At 67.1% G+C, this 15,697-nt stretch carries 15 protein-coding genes and 1 pseudogene; 4 read left to right on the top strand and 12 right to left on the bottom strand.

Annotated features, from left to right (window positions below):
- Positions 1 to 236 precede the first annotated feature (236 nt).
- Genes B6S44_RS16300 through B6S44_RS16290 form a run of 3 tightly spaced genes read right to left on the bottom strand, consistent with a single transcriptional unit; the run spans position 237 to position 3,475 of the window.
- On the bottom strand, positions 237 to 1,277 hold the full coding sequence (locus B6S44_RS16300; protein ID WP_129157949.1) for a phosphotransferase family protein: 1,041 nt from the start codon (positions 1,275 to 1,277) through the stop codon (positions 237 to 239).
- 46 nt (positions 1,278 to 1,323) lie between these two features.
- Positions 1,324 to 2,724, bottom strand: coding sequence for a bifunctional serine/threonine-protein kinase/universal stress protein (locus B6S44_RS16295; protein ID WP_129157948.1), 1,401 nt, complete (start codon positions 2,722 to 2,724; stop codon positions 1,324 to 1,326).
- A gap of 10 nt (positions 2,725 to 2,734) precedes the next feature.
- Positions 2,735 to 3,475 (bottom strand): metallophosphoesterase family protein, encoded by a 741-nt coding sequence (locus B6S44_RS16290; RefSeq protein ID WP_129157947.1) that lies wholly within the window; start codon positions 3,473 to 3,475, stop codon positions 2,735 to 2,737.
- Positions 3,476 to 3,824: 349 nt separating this feature from the next.
- On the opposite strand from B6S44_RS16290, the gene B6S44_RS16285 reads away from it, so the two are divergent.
- Positions 3,825 to 5,411, top strand: a complete 1,587-nt coding sequence (locus B6S44_RS16285; protein ID WP_248309626.1) for a CYTH and CHAD domain-containing protein — start codon at positions 3,825 to 3,827, stop codon at positions 5,409 to 5,411.
- A gap of 202 nt (positions 5,412 to 5,613) precedes the next feature.
- Here the strand turns inward: B6S44_RS16285 and B6S44_RS16280 are convergent, their stop codons facing one another.
- The 4 genes and pseudogenes from B6S44_RS16280 to B6S44_RS16265 form a co-directional block, all read right to left on the bottom strand.
- The gene (locus tag B6S44_RS16280) at positions 5,614 to 5,988 is read right to left on the bottom strand and encodes a hypothetical protein (RefSeq protein WP_129157945.1); all 375 of its coding nucleotides are present in this window, start codon (positions 5,986 to 5,988) and stop codon (positions 5,614 to 5,616) included.
- Positions 5,989 to 6,126: 138 nt separating this feature from the next.
- A complete protein-coding gene (locus B6S44_RS16275; RefSeq protein ID WP_129157944.1) occupies positions 6,127 to 7,365 on the bottom strand; it encodes an aspartate kinase in 1,239 nt (412 codons plus the stop codon).
- Positions 7,366 to 7,482: 117 nt separating this feature from the next.
- Entirely contained in the window at positions 7,483 to 7,791 is a 309-nt protein-coding gene (locus B6S44_RS16270) for a BrnA antitoxin family protein (RefSeq protein ID WP_129157943.1), read from the bottom strand.
- Between the two features lie 32 nt (positions 7,792 to 7,823).
- Positions 7,824 to 8,039, bottom strand: a pseudogene (locus B6S44_RS16265) (BrnT family toxin); the annotation flags it as partial.
- 132 nt (positions 8,040 to 8,171) lie between these two features.
- Here B6S44_RS16265 and ubiG point away from each other — a divergent pair.
- The gene (gene ubiG, locus B6S44_RS16260; protein ID WP_129157942.1) at positions 8,172 to 8,921 is read left to right on the top strand and encodes a bifunctional 2-polyprenyl-6-hydroxyphenol methylase/3-demethylubiquinol 3-O-methyltransferase UbiG; all 750 of its coding nucleotides are present in this window, start codon (positions 8,172 to 8,174) and stop codon (positions 8,919 to 8,921) included.
- A gap of 6 nt (positions 8,922 to 8,927) precedes the next feature.
- On the opposite strand, the gene B6S44_RS16255 is transcribed toward ubiG, so the two are convergent.
- Complete coding sequence (locus tag B6S44_RS16255) at positions 8,928 to 9,290, bottom strand: DUF4180 domain-containing protein (RefSeq protein ID WP_129157941.1); 363 nt, start codon at positions 9,288 to 9,290, stop codon at positions 8,928 to 8,930.
- A 288-nt stretch (positions 9,291 to 9,578) separates the two neighbouring features.
- Between B6S44_RS16255 and ccrA the strand changes: the two genes are divergently transcribed.
- Positions 9,579 to 10,853: a crotonyl-CoA carboxylase/reductase gene (gene ccrA, locus B6S44_RS16250; RefSeq protein ID WP_126112723.1), complete on the top strand. Its 1,275-nt coding sequence runs from the start codon at positions 9,579 to 9,581 to the stop codon at positions 10,851 to 10,853.
- Here ccrA and B6S44_RS16245 read toward each other — a convergent pair.
- A complete protein-coding gene (locus tag B6S44_RS16245) occupies positions 10,820 to 12,055 on the bottom strand; it encodes an acyltransferase family protein (RefSeq protein ID WP_129157940.1) in 1,236 nt (411 codons plus the stop codon). The genes ccrA and B6S44_RS16245 overlap by 34 nt on opposite strands.
- Positions 12,056 to 12,131: 76 nt before the next feature.
- Here B6S44_RS16245 and B6S44_RS16240 point away from each other — a divergent pair, with 76 nt between their 5' ends.
- Positions 12,132 to 13,031: a LytTR family DNA-binding domain-containing protein gene (locus B6S44_RS16240; RefSeq protein WP_129157939.1), complete on the top strand. Its 900-nt coding sequence runs from the start codon at positions 12,132 to 12,134 to the stop codon at positions 13,029 to 13,031.
- Here B6S44_RS16240 and B6S44_RS16235 read toward each other — a convergent pair.
- The 3 genes from B6S44_RS16235 to B6S44_RS16225 form a co-directional block, all read right to left on the bottom strand.
- Positions 13,021 to 13,956 carry a DMT family transporter gene (locus tag B6S44_RS16235; RefSeq protein WP_164985853.1) on the bottom strand — a complete coding sequence of 312 codons (936 nt, stop codon included), beginning with the start codon at positions 13,954 to 13,956 and terminating at the stop codon, positions 13,021 to 13,023. The genes B6S44_RS16240 and B6S44_RS16235 overlap by 11 nt on opposite strands.
- A 164-nt stretch (positions 13,957 to 14,120) precedes the next feature.
- Complete coding sequence (locus B6S44_RS16230) at positions 14,121 to 14,387, bottom strand: hypothetical protein (protein ID WP_129157937.1); 267 nt, start codon at positions 14,385 to 14,387, stop codon at positions 14,121 to 14,123.
- Between the two features lie 153 nt (positions 14,388 to 14,540).
- Positions 14,541 to 15,398, bottom strand: coding sequence for a YihY/virulence factor BrkB family protein (locus B6S44_RS16225; RefSeq protein WP_129157936.1), 858 nt, complete (start codon positions 15,396 to 15,398; stop codon positions 14,541 to 14,543).
- Positions 15,399 to 15,697 lie beyond the last annotated feature (299 nt).

The following is a 15,697-nucleotide window of genomic DNA, read 5'->3' as shown; positions in this document are numbered from 1 at the left end:
GGGTCGATGGATCGGCAGGCGAAGACCCTGGCTCACCCACGGGCTTGCTGTCCCTGAGGGTCGTCGGTCTTCCGCCTGCCACCGCACCCGCCAGTGTAGCAGATGAGGCAAAATCAGAGTTACAAGGGACCGCCGCTGCAATAGAAGGCGAGGCGGCGCCGCTGCGACCTCAATCGGGGAGGGCAGGCCCTCATCCCTGCCCCTCTCCCACACGGGAGAAGGGTTCCTCACGCCCTTCATTGTGACGCCTCGACCAACGCTTCCGCACGCTGCGCAAAACTCTCAGCCATCGCCCCGACTGCCACCGCGTTCTCCGCCGCAGCGTTGCCGGTCTTCGCCCGCGCCGCGATGCCGTCGAGGATGACGGCGAAGCGGAACAGCGAGAAGGCGAGGTGGAAGCGCCCCGGCCCCTCAACCCGCCCGGCGGCGGCGCAATAGCGGGCGATGTATTCGTCCTGCGTGGGGATACCGAGCGCCTCGCGATCGAGCCCGACGATGCCGGCATACATGTCCGGCGTCGAATGCCAGAGCAGGCAGGAGAAGGCGACGTCGGAGAGCGGATGGCCGAGCGTCGAGAGCTCCCAGTCGAGCACGGCGACGATCGTCGGCGCGTCCGGCGTGAACATCAGGTTCCCCAGCCGGAAATCGCCATGGACGATGGTCGTGTCCGGCGTCTCGTCGAGATTGTTGCCGAGCCAGTCGATCAATCGGTCGATGGCGGGGATGTCGCGCGTCTTCGTCTCGCGCCATTGCCGGCCCCAGCGCGCGAGCTGGCGGGCATAGTAATTGCCGGGCTTGCCGAAATCGCTGAGCCCGGCGCCCTGCCAGTCGAAGCCGTGCAGCGCCGCCAGCGTCTCGGCCATGGCGAAATACATGGCGCGCCGGTCATCAGGCGTGACGCCGGGCAGGGCGGTGTCGTGAAAAACGCGGCCCTCCAGCCGTTCCATCAGATAGAACGGCGTGCCGACGACATCGTCGGCCTCGTGCAGCAGCAAGACAGGCGGCACCGGCACGGCCGAGCCGGCGAGTGCCTTGAGGATACGATACTCGCGCTCGACCGCATGGGCCGAGGGCAATAGCGGCCCCGGCGGCTTCTTGCGCAGGACGAGCCGCGTGCCGGCATCGGGATAGCTGACGAAGAAGGTTGGGTTCGACTGCCCGCCGCCGATCCGCTCGAGCTCCATGCGGCCGGCAGCGCGATCCGGCAAGGCGGAGCGCAGGAAGGCATCCAGCCGGGCGGAATCGAATTCGGGCGGGGCGGAAGCGGCAGCCAGCATGGTCGGCATATTCGGAGGCGGGGGCGGGGAGGTCAACGCGACATCGCTACGCCTCCGCGCCACCCTTCACCCGGACCACCGAGACCGAACAGTGCGCCTCGGCGACGATCTTGGTCGAGACGCTGCCGAGATGGCGGCGCAGCGGTGAGGAGGAGCGGGCGCCGAGCACGATATGGTCGATGTCGTTGTGCTCGGCGTAGCGCAGGATCGCATCGGCGGCGCTGACCGCCTCGATGACATGGTAGCTGACCCGGTCCTCCGGCAGATGCAGCGGCCGGGCCCAGTCCTTCAGCGCCACCAGCCGGCCGATATAGAGCGAGCGCCCTTCCGCATCGACAGTCCTGGTCTCGCCGATGATCTCGGTCCGCAGCACTGTCAGGCAGGCAAGGGAGGAATCGGGGCGGGCGGCCAGCAGCCGGCTGGTCTCGGCCATGATCGCCGCCGCGAGCCCGTCCGGCCCCTCGGAGAGATCGACGGCGGTCAGCACGATCGAGGGGCCGGCCTTGCGCCGCGCCACTGTCGGCGCGCCGGTGACCTCGGCCTCGTCGCGTTTCTGGAACAGGTTGACCAGCCGCTTGCCGAGGCCGCGCTCCTCCGCCGCGCGGCGCTTGCGCGAGACGGTGACCTGCTCGGGATGGCGCAGGTCGAAGGCGAGCTTGCCCGCATCGGCATAGCGTCGGCCGCGATCGACCTCGAGGCAGCGGGAGACGATCTCCTCGAGCCAAGCCGGCGCGTCTCCGTTGATGGCGCGCAAGGGCTTGGGCGCGTGATAGAGCCGCCGCTTCATGCCGGGCACGGTCCTGGGCCGCCCGAACGGCTCCTCGCCCGACGCCATCTGGTAGAGCAGGCAGCCGAGCGAAAAGAGGTCGCTCGCCGGGTCGGAACGCTCGCCCAGCACCTGCTCCGGCGCGATATAGGCTGATGTCCCCATCGGCTCGCGGCTTTCCTCGCCGAGCAGGTCAGGCAGTTCGGCATGGCGGGCGAGGCCGAAGTCGAGCAGCACGGCGCCCTTGTCGGTCAGGATCACGTTCTCGGGCTTGAGGTCGAGATGGACCACGTTCTGCCGGTGCAGATCGGCGAGCGCCGTCGCGATCGCGATGCCGATGCGCTGGACCTCCGGGAAGGGCAGCGGCGCCTGCTTGATCCGCTCGGCCAGGCTAGTCCCGGCGACGAAGCCCATGGCGATGAACGGGATGCGGGCGAGATCGCCGGACGCGACAAAGCGCGGCACATGCGGGCCCGACAGGCGCTTGTGGATCAGCACCTCGGTCTCGTAGCCGACGATGGCCGAGACGTCGGCGCCGGGGTCGAGCACCGGGATCTTCACGACCAGCGGGCCGGGATGGTCAGGGTGGTTGGCGCGCCAGAGCGTCGCCATGCCACCGGCCTTTAGCCGCTCGCCGAGCGTGAAGCCGTCGATGACCGAGCCCGTCTGCGGCCGTTCCATCCCCATCCCCTTATCTGCCGATCTGCAGGCGCAGGCCGAGCCAGTCGGGCAGGCCCGCCGCCTTGATCTTCCGCGCGGTTTCCTGGGTGTCATAGGGCGCGCGGACCATGGTGACCTCGGGGGCCTGCGTATCGAGCAGGGCAAAGCACGCGGCCGGATCGCCATCGCGCGGCTGGCCGACGGCGCCGACCACGACGACATGCCGGTGCACGGCCGAGAGCGGCGCCGGCACGTTGCGCAAGGGTATGAACGCCACCGGCTCGCGCCCGGGCCTTGCATAGAAGATCGTCGGCAGATGGGTGTGGCCGCAGATGACCATCCGCGCGTCGGTCGCCGCCAGGCAGGCCTCGGCACCGCGAACGTCGCGGACATAATGCCAGGCGGTGGGATCGCGGGCGCTGGCGTGGACGAAGAGCGTGCCGTCGAGCTCCGCCGTCAGCGGCAGGTCACCCAGGAAAGCGCTCTGCTCGGTGCTGAGCTGCGCCCTGGTCCATAGCGCTGCCTCATGGGCGTTCGGCGTCATGCCGGTGGGGCCGTGCACGGCGGCTTCGTCATGATTGCCGCGGATGCAGAGGGCGCCGGCGGCAACGAGTTCGCGCGCCGCATCGACGCAGAAGCCGGGCTCGGGGCCGTAGCCGACGATGTCGCCGAGCAGCACAAGCCGGTCGGGCTCCAGCCGGCGCACGGCCGCCAGCACCGCCTCGAAGGCCTCGCGGTTGGCATGGATGTCGGAGAGGATGGCGATCCGCATTCAGTATCCGGGCCCGAATCCGGGAAGCCGCATCGTGGCAGCGCATCAGTCGGCTTGGCCAGCGCGCCTTTCGGCTCAGGCGGGAGTATTTCCATCTCCTCGCTTGCCTCGAAGGGCAGGGCGCAGCCGATGCTTTTCCTGTTCTCGCTGCCGCGCGAGCCGCTCAGCCTGGAGCGGCCAGACGGCGCCTATTCGCCAGTGGAGATCGCGATCTGGCCAACCCTGTAACGTAGCAAGCCCACGTCGCCGGGATGGACTAATCCTGGCGACGTGGTGACAAGCTGATGCCGGCGAGGCTACTGTCACCGCTCCGTCACGCACCGCCCAGTGGAGAGAAGCCTTGGACGCCGTGCCGAATCATGAAGCCGCACAGCCCGATCAGGCGGCGTCTCCCGCGCCGCAGAAGCAGCCGCCGCGCGAGATCGAGCTGAAGCTGGCCGCGTCGCCTGAGGCGCTCGAGACATTGCGCGGCGCGGACCTGATCGCGCGCCATGCCCGCAATCAGGGCGTCACCCGGCGGCTCGATGCGATCTACTACGACACACCCGACCGCCTGCTCGATCGCAATGGCCTATCTCTGCGCGTGCGCCGCAGCGGCAAGCGCCATGTCCAGACGCTGAAGCGCTCTGGTTCAGGCGATCCGCTGGTGCGCGACGAATGGGAGGTCGCGCTGCCGGATGGTACCCTTGACCTCGCCTTGCTGCCGCTCGCCGAGATCGGCGAACCGCTCGCAAGCCTGTCCACAGGGCAACTCGCCCCGGTCTTCGTCACGCGCATCAGGCGACGCGTCCGCCGGCTCGACTATGCCGGGGCGCTGATCGAGATCGCCTTCGACGACGGCACGATCGAGGCCGGCGAGAAGAGCCTGCAGGTCGCCGAGGTCGAGCTGGAATTGAAGGAGGGCGAGGCGGCGGTGCTCTATGAGCTGGGGCTGGCCCTGCTCGACATCGCAGCCCTGCAGCTCGAGACGCAGAGCAAGTCGGCGCGCGGCTACGGGCTCGCCTTCTCGCGGCTGCCTCGGGCGGTCAAGGCCAAGCCGATCGAGATCGGCGCGCATGACAATGCCGATGCGGCGATCGCCGCAATCCTCGGCAACACCTACAGGCAGCTTCTCGGCAATCTCGCGCCCGTCGCTGCCGACTCCGGGCCTGATGGCGTCCACCAGATGCGCGTGTCGCTACGCCGCCTGCGCTCGGCGCTGTCGGTGCTGAAGCGCGAGGTCGCTTCGCCCGCATTCGCGCCGATCGGGCGGGAGGCGCAGCGTCTCGGCCACGTCCTGGGGCCAGCCCGTAACTGGGATGTCTTCATCACCCAGACCGTGCCGGACATCGAGGCCGATGGGCTCGGGGACTCGGGGTTGTCGGTGCTTCGGACGGCGGCGGAGCCGCATCAGGCCGAAAGTTATGCCGCCGTGCTGAAGCGCCTGGCGAATCCGCAGACCAGCCGCTTCCTTCTGTCTTTCGGCGCCCTGATCGAACGGCGCGGCTGGCGCAACGGTCTCGCCAGCGAAACCATGGCGGTGCTGGCCGAGCCAGCGGCCGATTTCGGGAGTCGGGTGCTGGCACGAACCCATCGCAAGGCGCTGAAACGCGGCCGCGGTTTTGGCAGTCTCCATCCCGAGGCACGCCATGAGCTGAGGCTGGCGCTCAAGAAGCTGCGCTATACTGCCGAGTTCTTCCTGCCGCTCCATGACGGCGCGCCGGCGCGCAAATATCTCGGCCGGCTGTCACGGCTGCAGGAGGCGCTCGGCCTCGCCAACGACGCCGCGACGACCCATGAGCTGCTCGCCGATTTGCGCGGCGGCAAGGCAGGGCCGGAGCTGCATTTCGCCGCCGGCGCGGTGCATGGCTGGCAGTCTCGTCAGACCATCGAGGCCGGCCGTAAACTCAAGCGGCGCTGGCGCAGATTCGAGGCGGCGAGCCCGTTCTGGAGCTAGGCGGAATTCCTGCTCTCAGAGCATTGACCTGTCACATTGCAGCGTCATTCCGGACAAGCGCCGAAGGCGCGCAGCTCCGGAATCCATCGAAGGGCGTTGAGCTCTACGATGGATTCCGGCGCTCCGCTTCGCTACGACCGGAATGACGGTTGACCGATCGAAAACTGCTCTGACTTGCGAGTTGCGTTGCCTGCAACCCCGGTCAGCCGGCCTTCCTGGTGACGATCGTCAGCTCGCCCTCGTTGCTCACCTGGGCGAGCACGACGTCGCGCGACGAGAAGCCCTTCGCCTCGACGGCGGACTTCACGGCGGGCGCCTTCTCGATCGCCTGGCGCAGCTTCTCGAGCTCGTCCGCGGTGCGCGTCGCCACCAACTGGTTGACCTGTGCCTTGGTCATCTCGGGGAGCTCATCGAGCGCGACGACCTTGACCGATGTGATTGTCGGCGCTGAGGCTGGAGCCTCCTGCGAGGTCGCGGGCGGCTGGGCCGCAGGGCGTTCTGTCGACGGTGCCTGGGCATTGGCGGCGCCTGCCAGAATAGTGGCAGCGCTTGCTGCGGCGATCGTGATCATACGCATGGGAGCTTCCTTCCATCGGTTGCGGATGAGGAAGCTATCTGACCCCAAGAATGGGATCAGAGGCTGAAAGCGATCAGGTCATTTCGTGACCATATGGCGGCGCTGACGCGGCGATGATCGTGCGCGCCACCACAAAACTCAGGCCGCGTCGAGCCCGTAGAGCGAGTGCAGGGTGCGGACCGCGAGCTCGGTATAGGCGGCGTCGATCAGCACCGAGAACTTGATCTCGGACGTCGTGATGGCGCGGATGTTGATGCCCTTCTCGGCCAGCGCCCGGAAGGCGCGCGCCGCGACGCCGGCATGGCTGCGCATGCCGACGCCGATCGCCGAGATCTTCACCACGTCCGTCGCGCCCTGCAGGCTCTGATAGGCGATGCTGTCGTGCTTCGATTCGAGCAGGCCCTTGGCGCGCTCGTAATCGGCGGTCGGCACGGTGAAGGTGATGTCGGTGGTCGCCTGGTCGTCGGAGACGACCTGGATGATCATGTCGACATTGATGTTGGCGTCGGCGAGGGGGCCGAAGATCGCCGCGGCGACGCCGGGCTTGTCGGCGACGCGCCGGAGCGTGATCTGGGCTTCGTCGCGCGAGAACGCGATGCCGGTGACGATCTGCTGTTCCACGATGTCGTCCTCGTCGCAGATGAGGGTGCCTGGATTGGGGTTGTCGGGGTCGTCGAAGGAGGATCGCACATAGGTCGGCACGCGCTGGACCATGGCGATCTCGACCGAGCGCACCTGCAGCACCTTCGAGCCGAGAGAGGCCATCTCCAGCATCTCTTCGAACGAGACCTTGTCCATGCGGCGCGCCTTCGGCACGACGCGCGGGTCGGTCGTGTAGACGCCGTCGACATCGGTGTAGATGTCGCAGCGGTCGGCCTTGAGGCCGGCGGCGAGCGCGACAGCGCTGGTGTCCGAGCCGCCGCGGCCGAGCGTGACGATGCGATGGCTGCGCGGGTTGATGCCCTGGAAGCCGGAGCAGACCGCGATCTCGCGATTACGGTCGAAGCCGGCGAGGATGCCGGCGCCGTCGACGCCCTCGATGCGGGCCGAACCATGCGCGTCCGAGCCATAGAGCGGAACCTGCCAGCCCTGCCAGGAGCGGGCGGGGAGGCCCATCTCCTGCAGCACGATGGCCATCAGCCCCGAGGTAACCTGCTCGCCCGAGGCGACGACGACATCGTACTCCGCCGGATCGTGCAACGCCGAAGCTTCCTTGGCCCAGGCGACGAGCTCGTTGGTCTTGCCCGACATCGCCGAGACCACGACCGCGACCTGATTGCCGGCGTCGAATTCGCGTTTGACGTGGCGGGCCGCGTTCTTGATGCGCTCGACAGTGGCGACCGAAGTGCCGCCGAATTTCATCACCAGACGGGCCATGACGTCCAAGAGCTCTCAGCAACGGACCCGGCGCGGGGCCGGGACAAATAGCGCCCTCGATCAGCGAGGGCGCGTGTCCATGCCGGGCGCAGGCGATGCTGTCAATGCGGCGGGTCTTTATGCGGCGTTCTTCTCGAGCCATTCGCGCAGCGCGTCGTTGACCCGCGATTGCCAGCCGGGGCCGGTGGCTCGAAGCTGCTCGACGAGATCCATGTCGAGCCGGATCGAGATCGCTTCCTTGGTCCGTGTTGGGCCGCGTTTGCGAATCTCTTCCCGGATGCTGGCGGCCAGATCGGGAAAGACCTCGGAAAAAGGGCGAGCTCTGCGGAAATCCTCCTCGGTCCATTCCGGATTGTCGGAGACCGCGTCCCAATCCTCTTTGCTGTAGCCTTGGCCCGGGACAAATTCCTTTTGGAGCTTAGGCATTCAGGTGCCTCCTTTCCTTGGGATTGGCGGGGGCGCATACTGATCACCGAGATGGCTTCCGAGCCGAGAGGTACGAAGATCACAGCTGTCACGAGCACGCCGTCATAAACGCCAATGGCTCGCATCCGCCCGGAATGCCCCGGCAAAACCACCGCCCGCAAGAAATAGTCGAGGTCGAGCGCGGCAAAATCGAGCCGGTGCTTGGCGATGTTCGCCAGTCGCTTCGGCTCGTCCCAGACGATCTTCATGAAACTCGTATATACGAGATAGATAGAGTTGCGGCAAGGGCGAGGCCATGCGTCTCGCTCGCGCGTTTCGTGTCGCAGGTGTAGAGGTCCTCAGATCGTCGGCGCAGAGCCGACCCGCAGGAAGGATCAGGCATGGCTGCCGCCGCGAGCGCCTCCACCATTGACCCGGCCGAGGTCGCGCGTTTCGACGCGCTGGCGAAAAGCTGGTGGGACCCGAAGGGGCCGATGGCGGTGCTGCACAAGTTCAATCCGGTGCGGCTCGCCTTCATCCGCGACCTCGTTTGCGAGCGCTTCAACCGCGATCCGAAATCGCTTCAGGCGCTGAGGGATTTGAGCATCGTCGATATCGGCTGCGGCGGCGGCGTGCTCTCCGAGCCGCTGGCCCGCCTGGGAGCGACGGTGACGGGGCTCGATCCGGCTACGACCAATATCGCCGTGGCACGGGCGCATGCTGAAAAGGCGGGCGTTACGGTCGACTACCGCGAGGAGACGATCGAGGCCGTGGTCGCCTCGGGCGCGCGCTTCGACATCGTGCTCGCCATGGAGGTGGTCGAGCATGTCACCGATGTCGACGCCTTCGTCGCCTCCTGCTGCGCGGCGGTGAAGCCGGGCGGCCTGCTCGTCATGGCGACGCTCAACCGCACGCTGAAATCCTATGCGCTCGCCATCGTCGGCGCCGAATACATCCTGCGCTGGTTGCCGCGCGGCACGCACGACTGGGAGAAGTTCGTGACGCCGGACGAGTTTGAGGCCGCGATCGAGACCGGCGGGCTCTCGGTCTTCGCCCGCGAGGGCGTCGCCTACAATCCGCTCGCCGATCGCTGGTCGCGTTCGCGTGATCTCGACGTCAACTACATGCTGGCGGCGAGCCGGCCGGCCTGATCGCCCTCAGGCGGCGAGCCGGGCTTCGAGGGCCGAAAGGTCGTCGACGAACCAGAGCGCCTGCCCCTGATTGCTCTCGTAGACGAAGTCGCGCAGCGCCTTGCTCTGTGCGCACTGGGCCGAGATATCGCCGACGACAGCCAGGCGGACGCGGTAATTGACGAATTTCTGCGCGACCTCGCCGGCAAGCCGCGTCGCGAGCTGGAAGAAGGCGGGATCGAGCCGCGCCACCGGGATTGCGACCATCGTCGCCTCGGCTGCCCAGGCGGCGCCGAGGACATCGTTGGCGTCGCGCTCTGCTGCCAGCGGCGGGCCGTCCTCGGCGCAGATCAGCACATTTGTGCCGTGAAGCTCACGAATCATGTCCATCGCGGCTGTATCGGCGCTAACCTTGCGGTCAGGCAAGGGCGACGCTGAGGCGCAGCCTTTTCCTCTTGTTTTTTGCGCTGCGGCATAATTCGATAGGAGTATGGCGCAGCGCAGCAATGGTCTGCATGATGCCGGCAACGCCACCGGATCATAGGCGTGGCGACAGAGCGGATGCGAAAAAGTGGGGACCGGTTTTTCGCGTGAATCCGCTCTGAACGAGAGAATTGAGCATCATGGTTTGGGATCGAAGAGATCCCAAACCATGATGCTCTTAGGGAGAAAGAGTCGATGGCACAGCCGCAACCCGTCGCGAAGCCCGCGTTGAAGGATCTCTACGAGCTCGGCGAGCTGCCGCCGCTCGGCCATGTCCCGGCCAACATGTACGCTTGGACGATCCGCCGCGAGCGCCACGGTCCGCCGCAGGACAGCTTCCAGGTCGAGGTCGTGCCGACCTGGGCGATCGGCGAGGAGGAGGTGCTGCTCCTCGTGATGGCCGGCGGCGTCAACTACAACGGCATCTGGGCCGGTCTCGGCCAGCCGATCTCGCCCTTCGATGTCCACAAGGGCTCGCTGCACATCGCCGGCTCCGATGCCTCCGGCATCGTCTGGGCCGTCGGCTCCAAGGTGAAGCGCTGGAAGGTCGGCGACGAGGTCATCGTCCACTGCAACCAAGACGATGGCGACGACGAGGAGTGCAATGGCGGCGACCCGATGTTCTCGTCCTCGCAGCGCATCTGGGGCTACGAGACGCCGGACGGCTCCTTCGCCCAGTTCTGCCGGGTGCAGTCGCGCCAATTGATGCTGAAGCCGAAGCACCTCTCCTGGGAGGAATCGGCCTGCTACACGCTGACGCTGGCGACCGCTTATCGCATGCTCTTCGGCCACGCCCCGCATACGATCAAGCCGGGCGACAATGTGCTGATCTGGGGCGCCTCGGGTGGTCTCGGCGTCTTCGGCGTCCAGCTTTGCGCCGCCTCGGGCGCCAATGCGATCGGCGTCATCTCGGACGAGAGCAAGCGCGACTATGTCCTCGGCCTCGGCGCCAAGGGCGTGATCAACCGCAAGGATTTCAACTGCTGGGGCCAGATGCCCACAGTCAACTCGCCCGAGTACAACGACTGGACCAAGGAAGCCCGTAAGTTCGGCAAGGCGATCTGGGATATCACCGGCAAGAAGGATGTCGACATCGTCTTCGAGCATCCGGGCGAGGCGACCTTCCCGGTTTCCTGCCTCGTCGCCAAGCGCGGCGGCATGATCGTCTTCTGCGCCGGCACCTCCGGCTTCAACATCACCTTCGACGCCCGCTATGTCTGGATGCGCCAGAAGCGCGTGCAGGGCTCGCATTTCGCCCATCTCAAGCAGGCTTCCGCCGCCAACCAGTTCGTCATCGACCGCCGCGTCGACCCTTGCATGTCCGAAGTCTTCCCCTGGGACAAGATCCCGCTCGCCCACCACAAGATGTGGAAAAACGAGCACGCGCCGGGCAACATGGCCGTGCTGGTCTACGCCCCGCGCACCGGCCTGCGCACCTATGAGGACGTGGCCGAGGCGCTGGAAGGCTGAGGCCGGGAAACGGACAGGCGCTTGCGCCTGTCCGCCGCGATTCCGAATAGCGGCCGGAGCCAGCCGATGCGCCGGGCGATCTCGTAGCTCGCGGCGCAGGCGAGCGCCGTGATCGCGATGACCAGCGACGCTTCCTGCCCCGCCGGCAAGGCGAGCGGCTTCAGCCAGTGCGCGGCCAGGATGATCGCGGTCTGGTGGACGATGTACCAGCAGAACACCGCCTCGACGAGGTAGCGCCGGACTGGCCCGTCACTCCGCGACAGGTGCCGGCGGGCAAAGCCGAGGATCGCGACGATCCAGCACCACTGGTCAAGTCCGTAGATGAAGGGGCCGGCGAGACGGCGCAGATCGCCGGGAGGCTGGGCCCGCAGCCAGAGCATGGCGAGGAAGGCCGCGGCAGCCAGAACCAGTGCGAACCAGCGCAGCCGCTCGGTTCGCTCAGCCAATATCTGCGAGCGCGCAGCGAGGAAGCCGAACAGGAAGCAAAAGCCGTAGAGGACGTGCTGGTACCAGTCGCCGACGACGATGTAGGTGGGCGGCGCAGCAGGAAAGATCAGGAAGCGATTGAGCCCGAGCAGCAGCGCCGGCCCGATCAGCAGGAGCAGGCCGGGCAGGGCGCGTTCCAAAAACCGCTCGCAACGGGCGGCCAGACCGGGCGCCAGTGCGATCAGCCCGGCGAGCGCCATGGTGTAGAGAAAGAGATAGACGACGAACCAGAGATGGTTCCAGGTCGGCAGGATGATACAGTTCTGCCTTCCGTTCTCGACTCGGCAGAAGCCCTGGTCGAAGGCGAGATAGTGCCCGAACCAGAAGTCGAGATAGCTGCCGGAAAAGCCGAGCTTCTCGACCACCTCCGCCCAGGATTGCAGCGGCACCACCACCAGCATGCCGAAGGCGAGGGGGATCAGCAGCCGGGCCGAGCGCCGCCGCGCGAAGGTGCCGATCTCGTATTTGCCCAGCATGAACCGGGTCGCGGCGCCCGAGACCAGGAAGAGCAGCGCCATCCGCCAGGGGTTGAGCAGCAGCATCAGCGGCTCGAGCTCGCGCAGCCGGTGGGCGCTCTTCACATGGAAGCCCCAGGACACGTAGAGCATGCCGACATGATAGAGGATCAGCAGGCCGAAGGCGCCGATCCTGATCCAGTCGAGATCGAGCCGGTGTTCGGCGATTTGCGGCGGCGGGTGGTTGGTTTGCGCAGTCATGGCGACTATCCCTTGCTCGCCCTGAGCAGGCCAGCACGGGTGGGCCAAGGTCGAGACGGTGTGGGACGAGCAGCCGATGCTGCGTGACGAAAGCCAGCGGGCCGGGACGAGCGGAGGCGAAGGCGTGACGAATGGCGAGGCGCCGGCGCTCCAACGCGCCGCCCGCGGGCTTCCGGCGTGGACGCTGTATCTCCTGATCGCTGCCGGAACGGCTGCGACCTGCGCCGTCAACGCCTTCTCGACCCTGCACGACTTCGCGCGCTACGGCCGCGCCGTGCCGTTCTGGCAGCCCGTCCTCTGGGAGGCGTCGAGCGGCATCGTCATCCTCGCGCTCGCCCCGCTGGTCCGCCGCCTGGTGCTGGTTTCGTTGGCGAAGCCGCCCGGTCCGGCGGCGTTGATCGCGCTCCATGCTGCCGCTGTGCTGGCCTTCTCGGCTCTGCACGTCACCGGCATGATCCTGCTGCGCAAGCTCGGCTACTGGGCCGCAGGCGCCGGCGACTACAGCTTCGGTCTCTCGCCCGGGAACCTGCTCTACGAGCTGCGCAAGGACGTTCTCGTCTATCTGCTGCTCGCCGGATTGTTCTGGCTTGCCGAGCTGTGGGCGCGGCGTCCGATGCCGCACAGGATCGCGGCTGACGCGACGCCTGTCGCCTCCGGCTTCTGGCTGCGCGATGGCACGATCAATCTGCGGCTCGACCCGGCTGAGATCGTCGCGGTGATCTCGGCCGGGAACTATGTCGAATACTGCCTGGACAGCGGCAAGCGTCACCTGATCCGCGCCACGCTGCAGGCCGAGGAGGAGCGCCTGCGCACGCTCGGCTTTGCCCGCATCCACCGCACCCGGCTGGTCAATGCCGCCCGTATCCGGCGCATCGCCAGTCGACCTTCGGGCGATTTCGATGTCGAGATGGATACCGGCGAGAGCCTCGTTGGCAGCCGCCGCTATCGCGACGGCCTTTCCGTGTTCACGCCTTGACGGCGGGCGCCGGCCGCCGCGTCAGCGAGACGATGATGAGACCTGTCAGCACCACGAGGCCGCCGGTGATCTCGCGCAGGCCGACGTTTTCGCCGAGCAGGCCGACGCCCATCAGGATCGTCCAGAACGGCACGAGATAGCCGTTCATCGAGCCGAGCACCGGCCCGGCACGGTGCACGATGTGCATGTAGAGCAGGATCGGCAGTGCGGTCGCGAAGATGCCGAGCGCGAGCAGCGGCAGAGCGAGGCTGAGCGCCGATGCGAACGCAGTAGGGCCGGAGAGAGCGAGCACGAGCGCGAAAGTCGGCAGCCCCGAGAAGATCTGCTGGCCGAGTGCGAGCCGCGTCGGCCGAACCTGTGGGATACCGCGGATATAGAGGTTGCCGAGCGCGTAGCTCAATGCCGTCACGGCCATGGCCAGAGTGCCCATCGCACTTGGCGTGCCAGACGCGAAGGCGGCCGGACCGAGCAGGATCGCCATGCCGGAGAAGCCGATCAGCACGCCGATGGCGCGCTTGGCCGAGAGGCGCTCGTCGGCGAACAGCATATGCGCCAGCACGGCGACGATCAGCGGCGTGCAGGCTTGGATCAGCGAGGTCAGCGATGCCGTGATCTGGGTCAGCGCATAGGCGGTCAGCGTGTTCGGGATAGCGCCCTGCAGCAGGCCGAGCACCGCCCAGTCGCGCCACTCGCGGCCTTGTGGCAGCACATTCTCGCCGCGCGAGGCGAGCCAGAGGCCGAGCAGGGCCGCGCCCATCAGGCCGCGCAGCGCGGTCAGCGCCAGCGGCGAGATCTCGGCACCGATCAATTTCATCAGCAGGAAGGACGAGCCCCACAGGCAGGAGCAGAGCAGCATCTGCCCGAGCAGCAGCGTGGTGCCACCGGGCAGGGACGGGGAGGGGTGGCCGGGCAGCGCCTGGGACATCGGGACACTCATTGCTGCCTCGGCAGGAGGCCGATCGTGCAACAAGCGCCGCGGTCATTGAAAGTCCAATTTCGCAAACGACGATGACATGCGTTCGGGCGCGTCGCCGAAAAGAAAGCGGCCGGCCCCTTGGGGGCCGGCCGCTGCGGAACTGGCTACGCCGCTCAGCTCCAGCCGGCTTCCTGCTCGCAGGCCTTGCGGGCGTTCGGGTTGGCCTTCTCCCACTGCGTGATCGAGCGCGTCTCGTTGTCGCTCATCTTGCCGTTCATGCAGGTGCAGTAGGTGTTGACGACGCTGGCTGCGACCTTCGCGTCCTTGTTGTCGCTCAGGCACTGGTTGACCCATTTCTTATCGTCGGCGCTCTGCGCAAAAGCGGCAGCGCTGACCAGCATGCTGCCCGCCAGGAGCAGCGCCGAAAGCTTGAATGTCATGGTGAAACCCCATCGGTGACCGCCTCGTCCGGCGGCGCCGCGATAGGTTGCGCGCGGGCTGGAGCAGTCAACCGGCCGGCTTGAACGGTAGTTCACAACAAGGCGGCTGGCGCCGCTTTTCGCCCCTCGGCAGCCGCAGTGGTGGACGATGGTTCACAACTCGCCCAGCACCTCGCCGGGCTCCCTGGCCGGCGCGCGGCGCAGCGCGATCGCGGCATTGAGTTCGGCGCCATAGAGGAAGATCGCCGCCAGCCAGTAGAGGAAGACGAGCGCGATCATCGCGGTGGCGAGGCCGGCATAGGTCGTGATGTAAGCGCCGGCGAAGGAATCGAGATACCAGCCGAAAACGGTGCCGCCGATCAGCCAGACCACCAGCGTCATCAGGATGCCCGGCCACATCGCGCCGATATGCGGCGCCCGGGCCGGGAGCAGCTTGTGCGCGACGGCGAGCGCCAGCACGATCAGCACGGTCGCACCTGCGATCCGCAGAAAGGCGAGCAGGAAGCCGAGCGGGGCGATGGCCGGGGCGAAGCCGACGGCGCCGCGCCAGAGCAGCGGGCCGAGCACGACCAGCAGCGAGAAGGCTAGCATGAAGATCGCGCCGCCGATCACATAGGCGATCGATTCCAGCCGCGTGCGCCACCAGCTGCGCCATTCATAGGCCTCGTAGGCGCGGTTGAGCCCGATCCGCACCGCCTCGACCCCGGAGGAAGAAAAGTAGAGAGCGAGGATCGCACCGAGCGTCAGCGCGTCCTTGCGCACCGCGGTCAGCACCGAGCGGACCTCGCGCGCGATCGGCTCGGCGACCTCGCGCGGCCAGGCTTCCAGCAGCAATTGCGCCGCTTCGTCGGCCGCGGCCTGCGAGCCGAAGAAGCCACCGAGCGCGGTGACCAGGATCAGGAACGGGAACAGCGACATCAGCACCGAGAGCGCGATGTGGCTGGCGATCGCCCAGCCGTCATGGGCGATGAAGCGCTCGAAGGCGAGGGCGGGAACGGAACGTAGCGACATGCGGGTCTCGGGCGGGGCGGTGGCGATTGTCACCGCTTCGGGGCGGCTGGCAAGACGGGCGCGGGAAACCCTCTCCTGGAAGGAGAGGGCAGGGTGAGGTGTAGGCCCTGTGACCAGTTCCGCGAGCGCCGACTGCGCGGTTGGGTTTAGGCCAACGTTTCCAGTCCGAACACCTTGTAACTCTGATTTTGCCTCATCTGCTACACTGGCGGGTGCGGTGGCAGGCGGAAGACCGACGACCCTCAGGGACAGCAAGCCCGTGGGTGAGCCAGGGTCTTCGCCTGCCGATCCATCGACCC

Origin of the sequence: Allobosea sp. Tri-44 (assembly GCF_004123845.1) — a bacterium.
GTDB lineage: Bacteria > Pseudomonadota > Alphaproteobacteria > Rhizobiales > Beijerinckiaceae > Allobosea.
This window is presented reverse-complemented; position numbering and strand designations above follow the sequence as displayed.

Excerpts from the sequence above, each read along its gene's own strand:
- B6S44_RS16240 (WP_129157939.1), top strand. The coding sequence starts at position 12,132 with ATGCTGCGTGACGAAAGCCAGCGGGCCGGGACGAGCGGAGGCGAAGGC.
- B6S44_RS16245 (WP_129157940.1), bottom strand. The coding sequence starts at position 12,055 with ATGACTGCGCAAACCAACCACCCGCCGCCGCAAATCGCCGAACACCGG.
- ccrA (WP_126112723.1), top strand. The coding sequence starts at position 9,579 with ATGGCACAGCCGCAACCCGTCGCGAAGCCCGCGTTGAAGGATCTCTAC.
- B6S44_RS16255 (WP_129157941.1), bottom strand. The coding sequence starts at position 9,290 with ATGGACATGATTCGTGAGCTTCACGGCACAAATGTGCTGATCTGCGCC.
- B6S44_RS16270 (WP_129157943.1), bottom strand. The coding sequence starts at position 7,791 with ATGCCTAAGCTCCAAAAGGAATTTGTCCCGGGCCAAGGCTACAGCAAA.
- B6S44_RS16280 (WP_129157945.1), bottom strand. The coding sequence starts at position 5,988 with ATGCGTATGATCACGATCGCCGCAGCAAGCGCTGCCACTATTCTGGCA.
- ubiG (WP_129157942.1), top strand. The coding sequence starts at position 8,172 with ATGGCTGCCGCCGCGAGCGCCTCCACCATTGACCCGGCCGAGGTCGCG.
- B6S44_RS16275 (WP_129157944.1), bottom strand. The coding sequence starts at position 7,365 with ATGGCCCGTCTGGTGATGAAATTCGGCGGCACTTCGGTCGCCACTGTC.
- B6S44_RS16290 (WP_129157947.1), bottom strand. The coding sequence starts at position 3,475 with ATGCGGATCGCCATCCTCTCCGACATCCATGCCAACCGCGAGGCCTTC.
- B6S44_RS16225 (WP_129157936.1), bottom strand. The coding sequence starts at position 15,398 with ATGTCGCTACGTTCCGTTCCCGCCCTCGCCTTCGAGCGCTTCATCGCC.
- B6S44_RS16230 (WP_129157937.1), bottom strand. The coding sequence starts at position 14,387 with ATGACATTCAAGCTTTCGGCGCTGCTCCTGGCGGGCAGCATGCTGGTC.
- B6S44_RS16295 (WP_129157948.1), bottom strand. The coding sequence starts at position 2,724 with ATGGAACGGCCGCAGACGGGCTCGGTCATCGACGGCTTCACGCTCGGC.
- B6S44_RS16300 (WP_129157949.1), bottom strand. The coding sequence starts at position 1,277 with ATGCTGGCTGCCGCTTCCGCCCCGCCCGAATTCGATTCCGCCCGGCTG.
- B6S44_RS16235 (WP_164985853.1), bottom strand. The coding sequence starts at position 13,956 with ATGTCCCAGGCGCTGCCCGGCCACCCCTCCCCGTCCCTGCCCGGTGGC.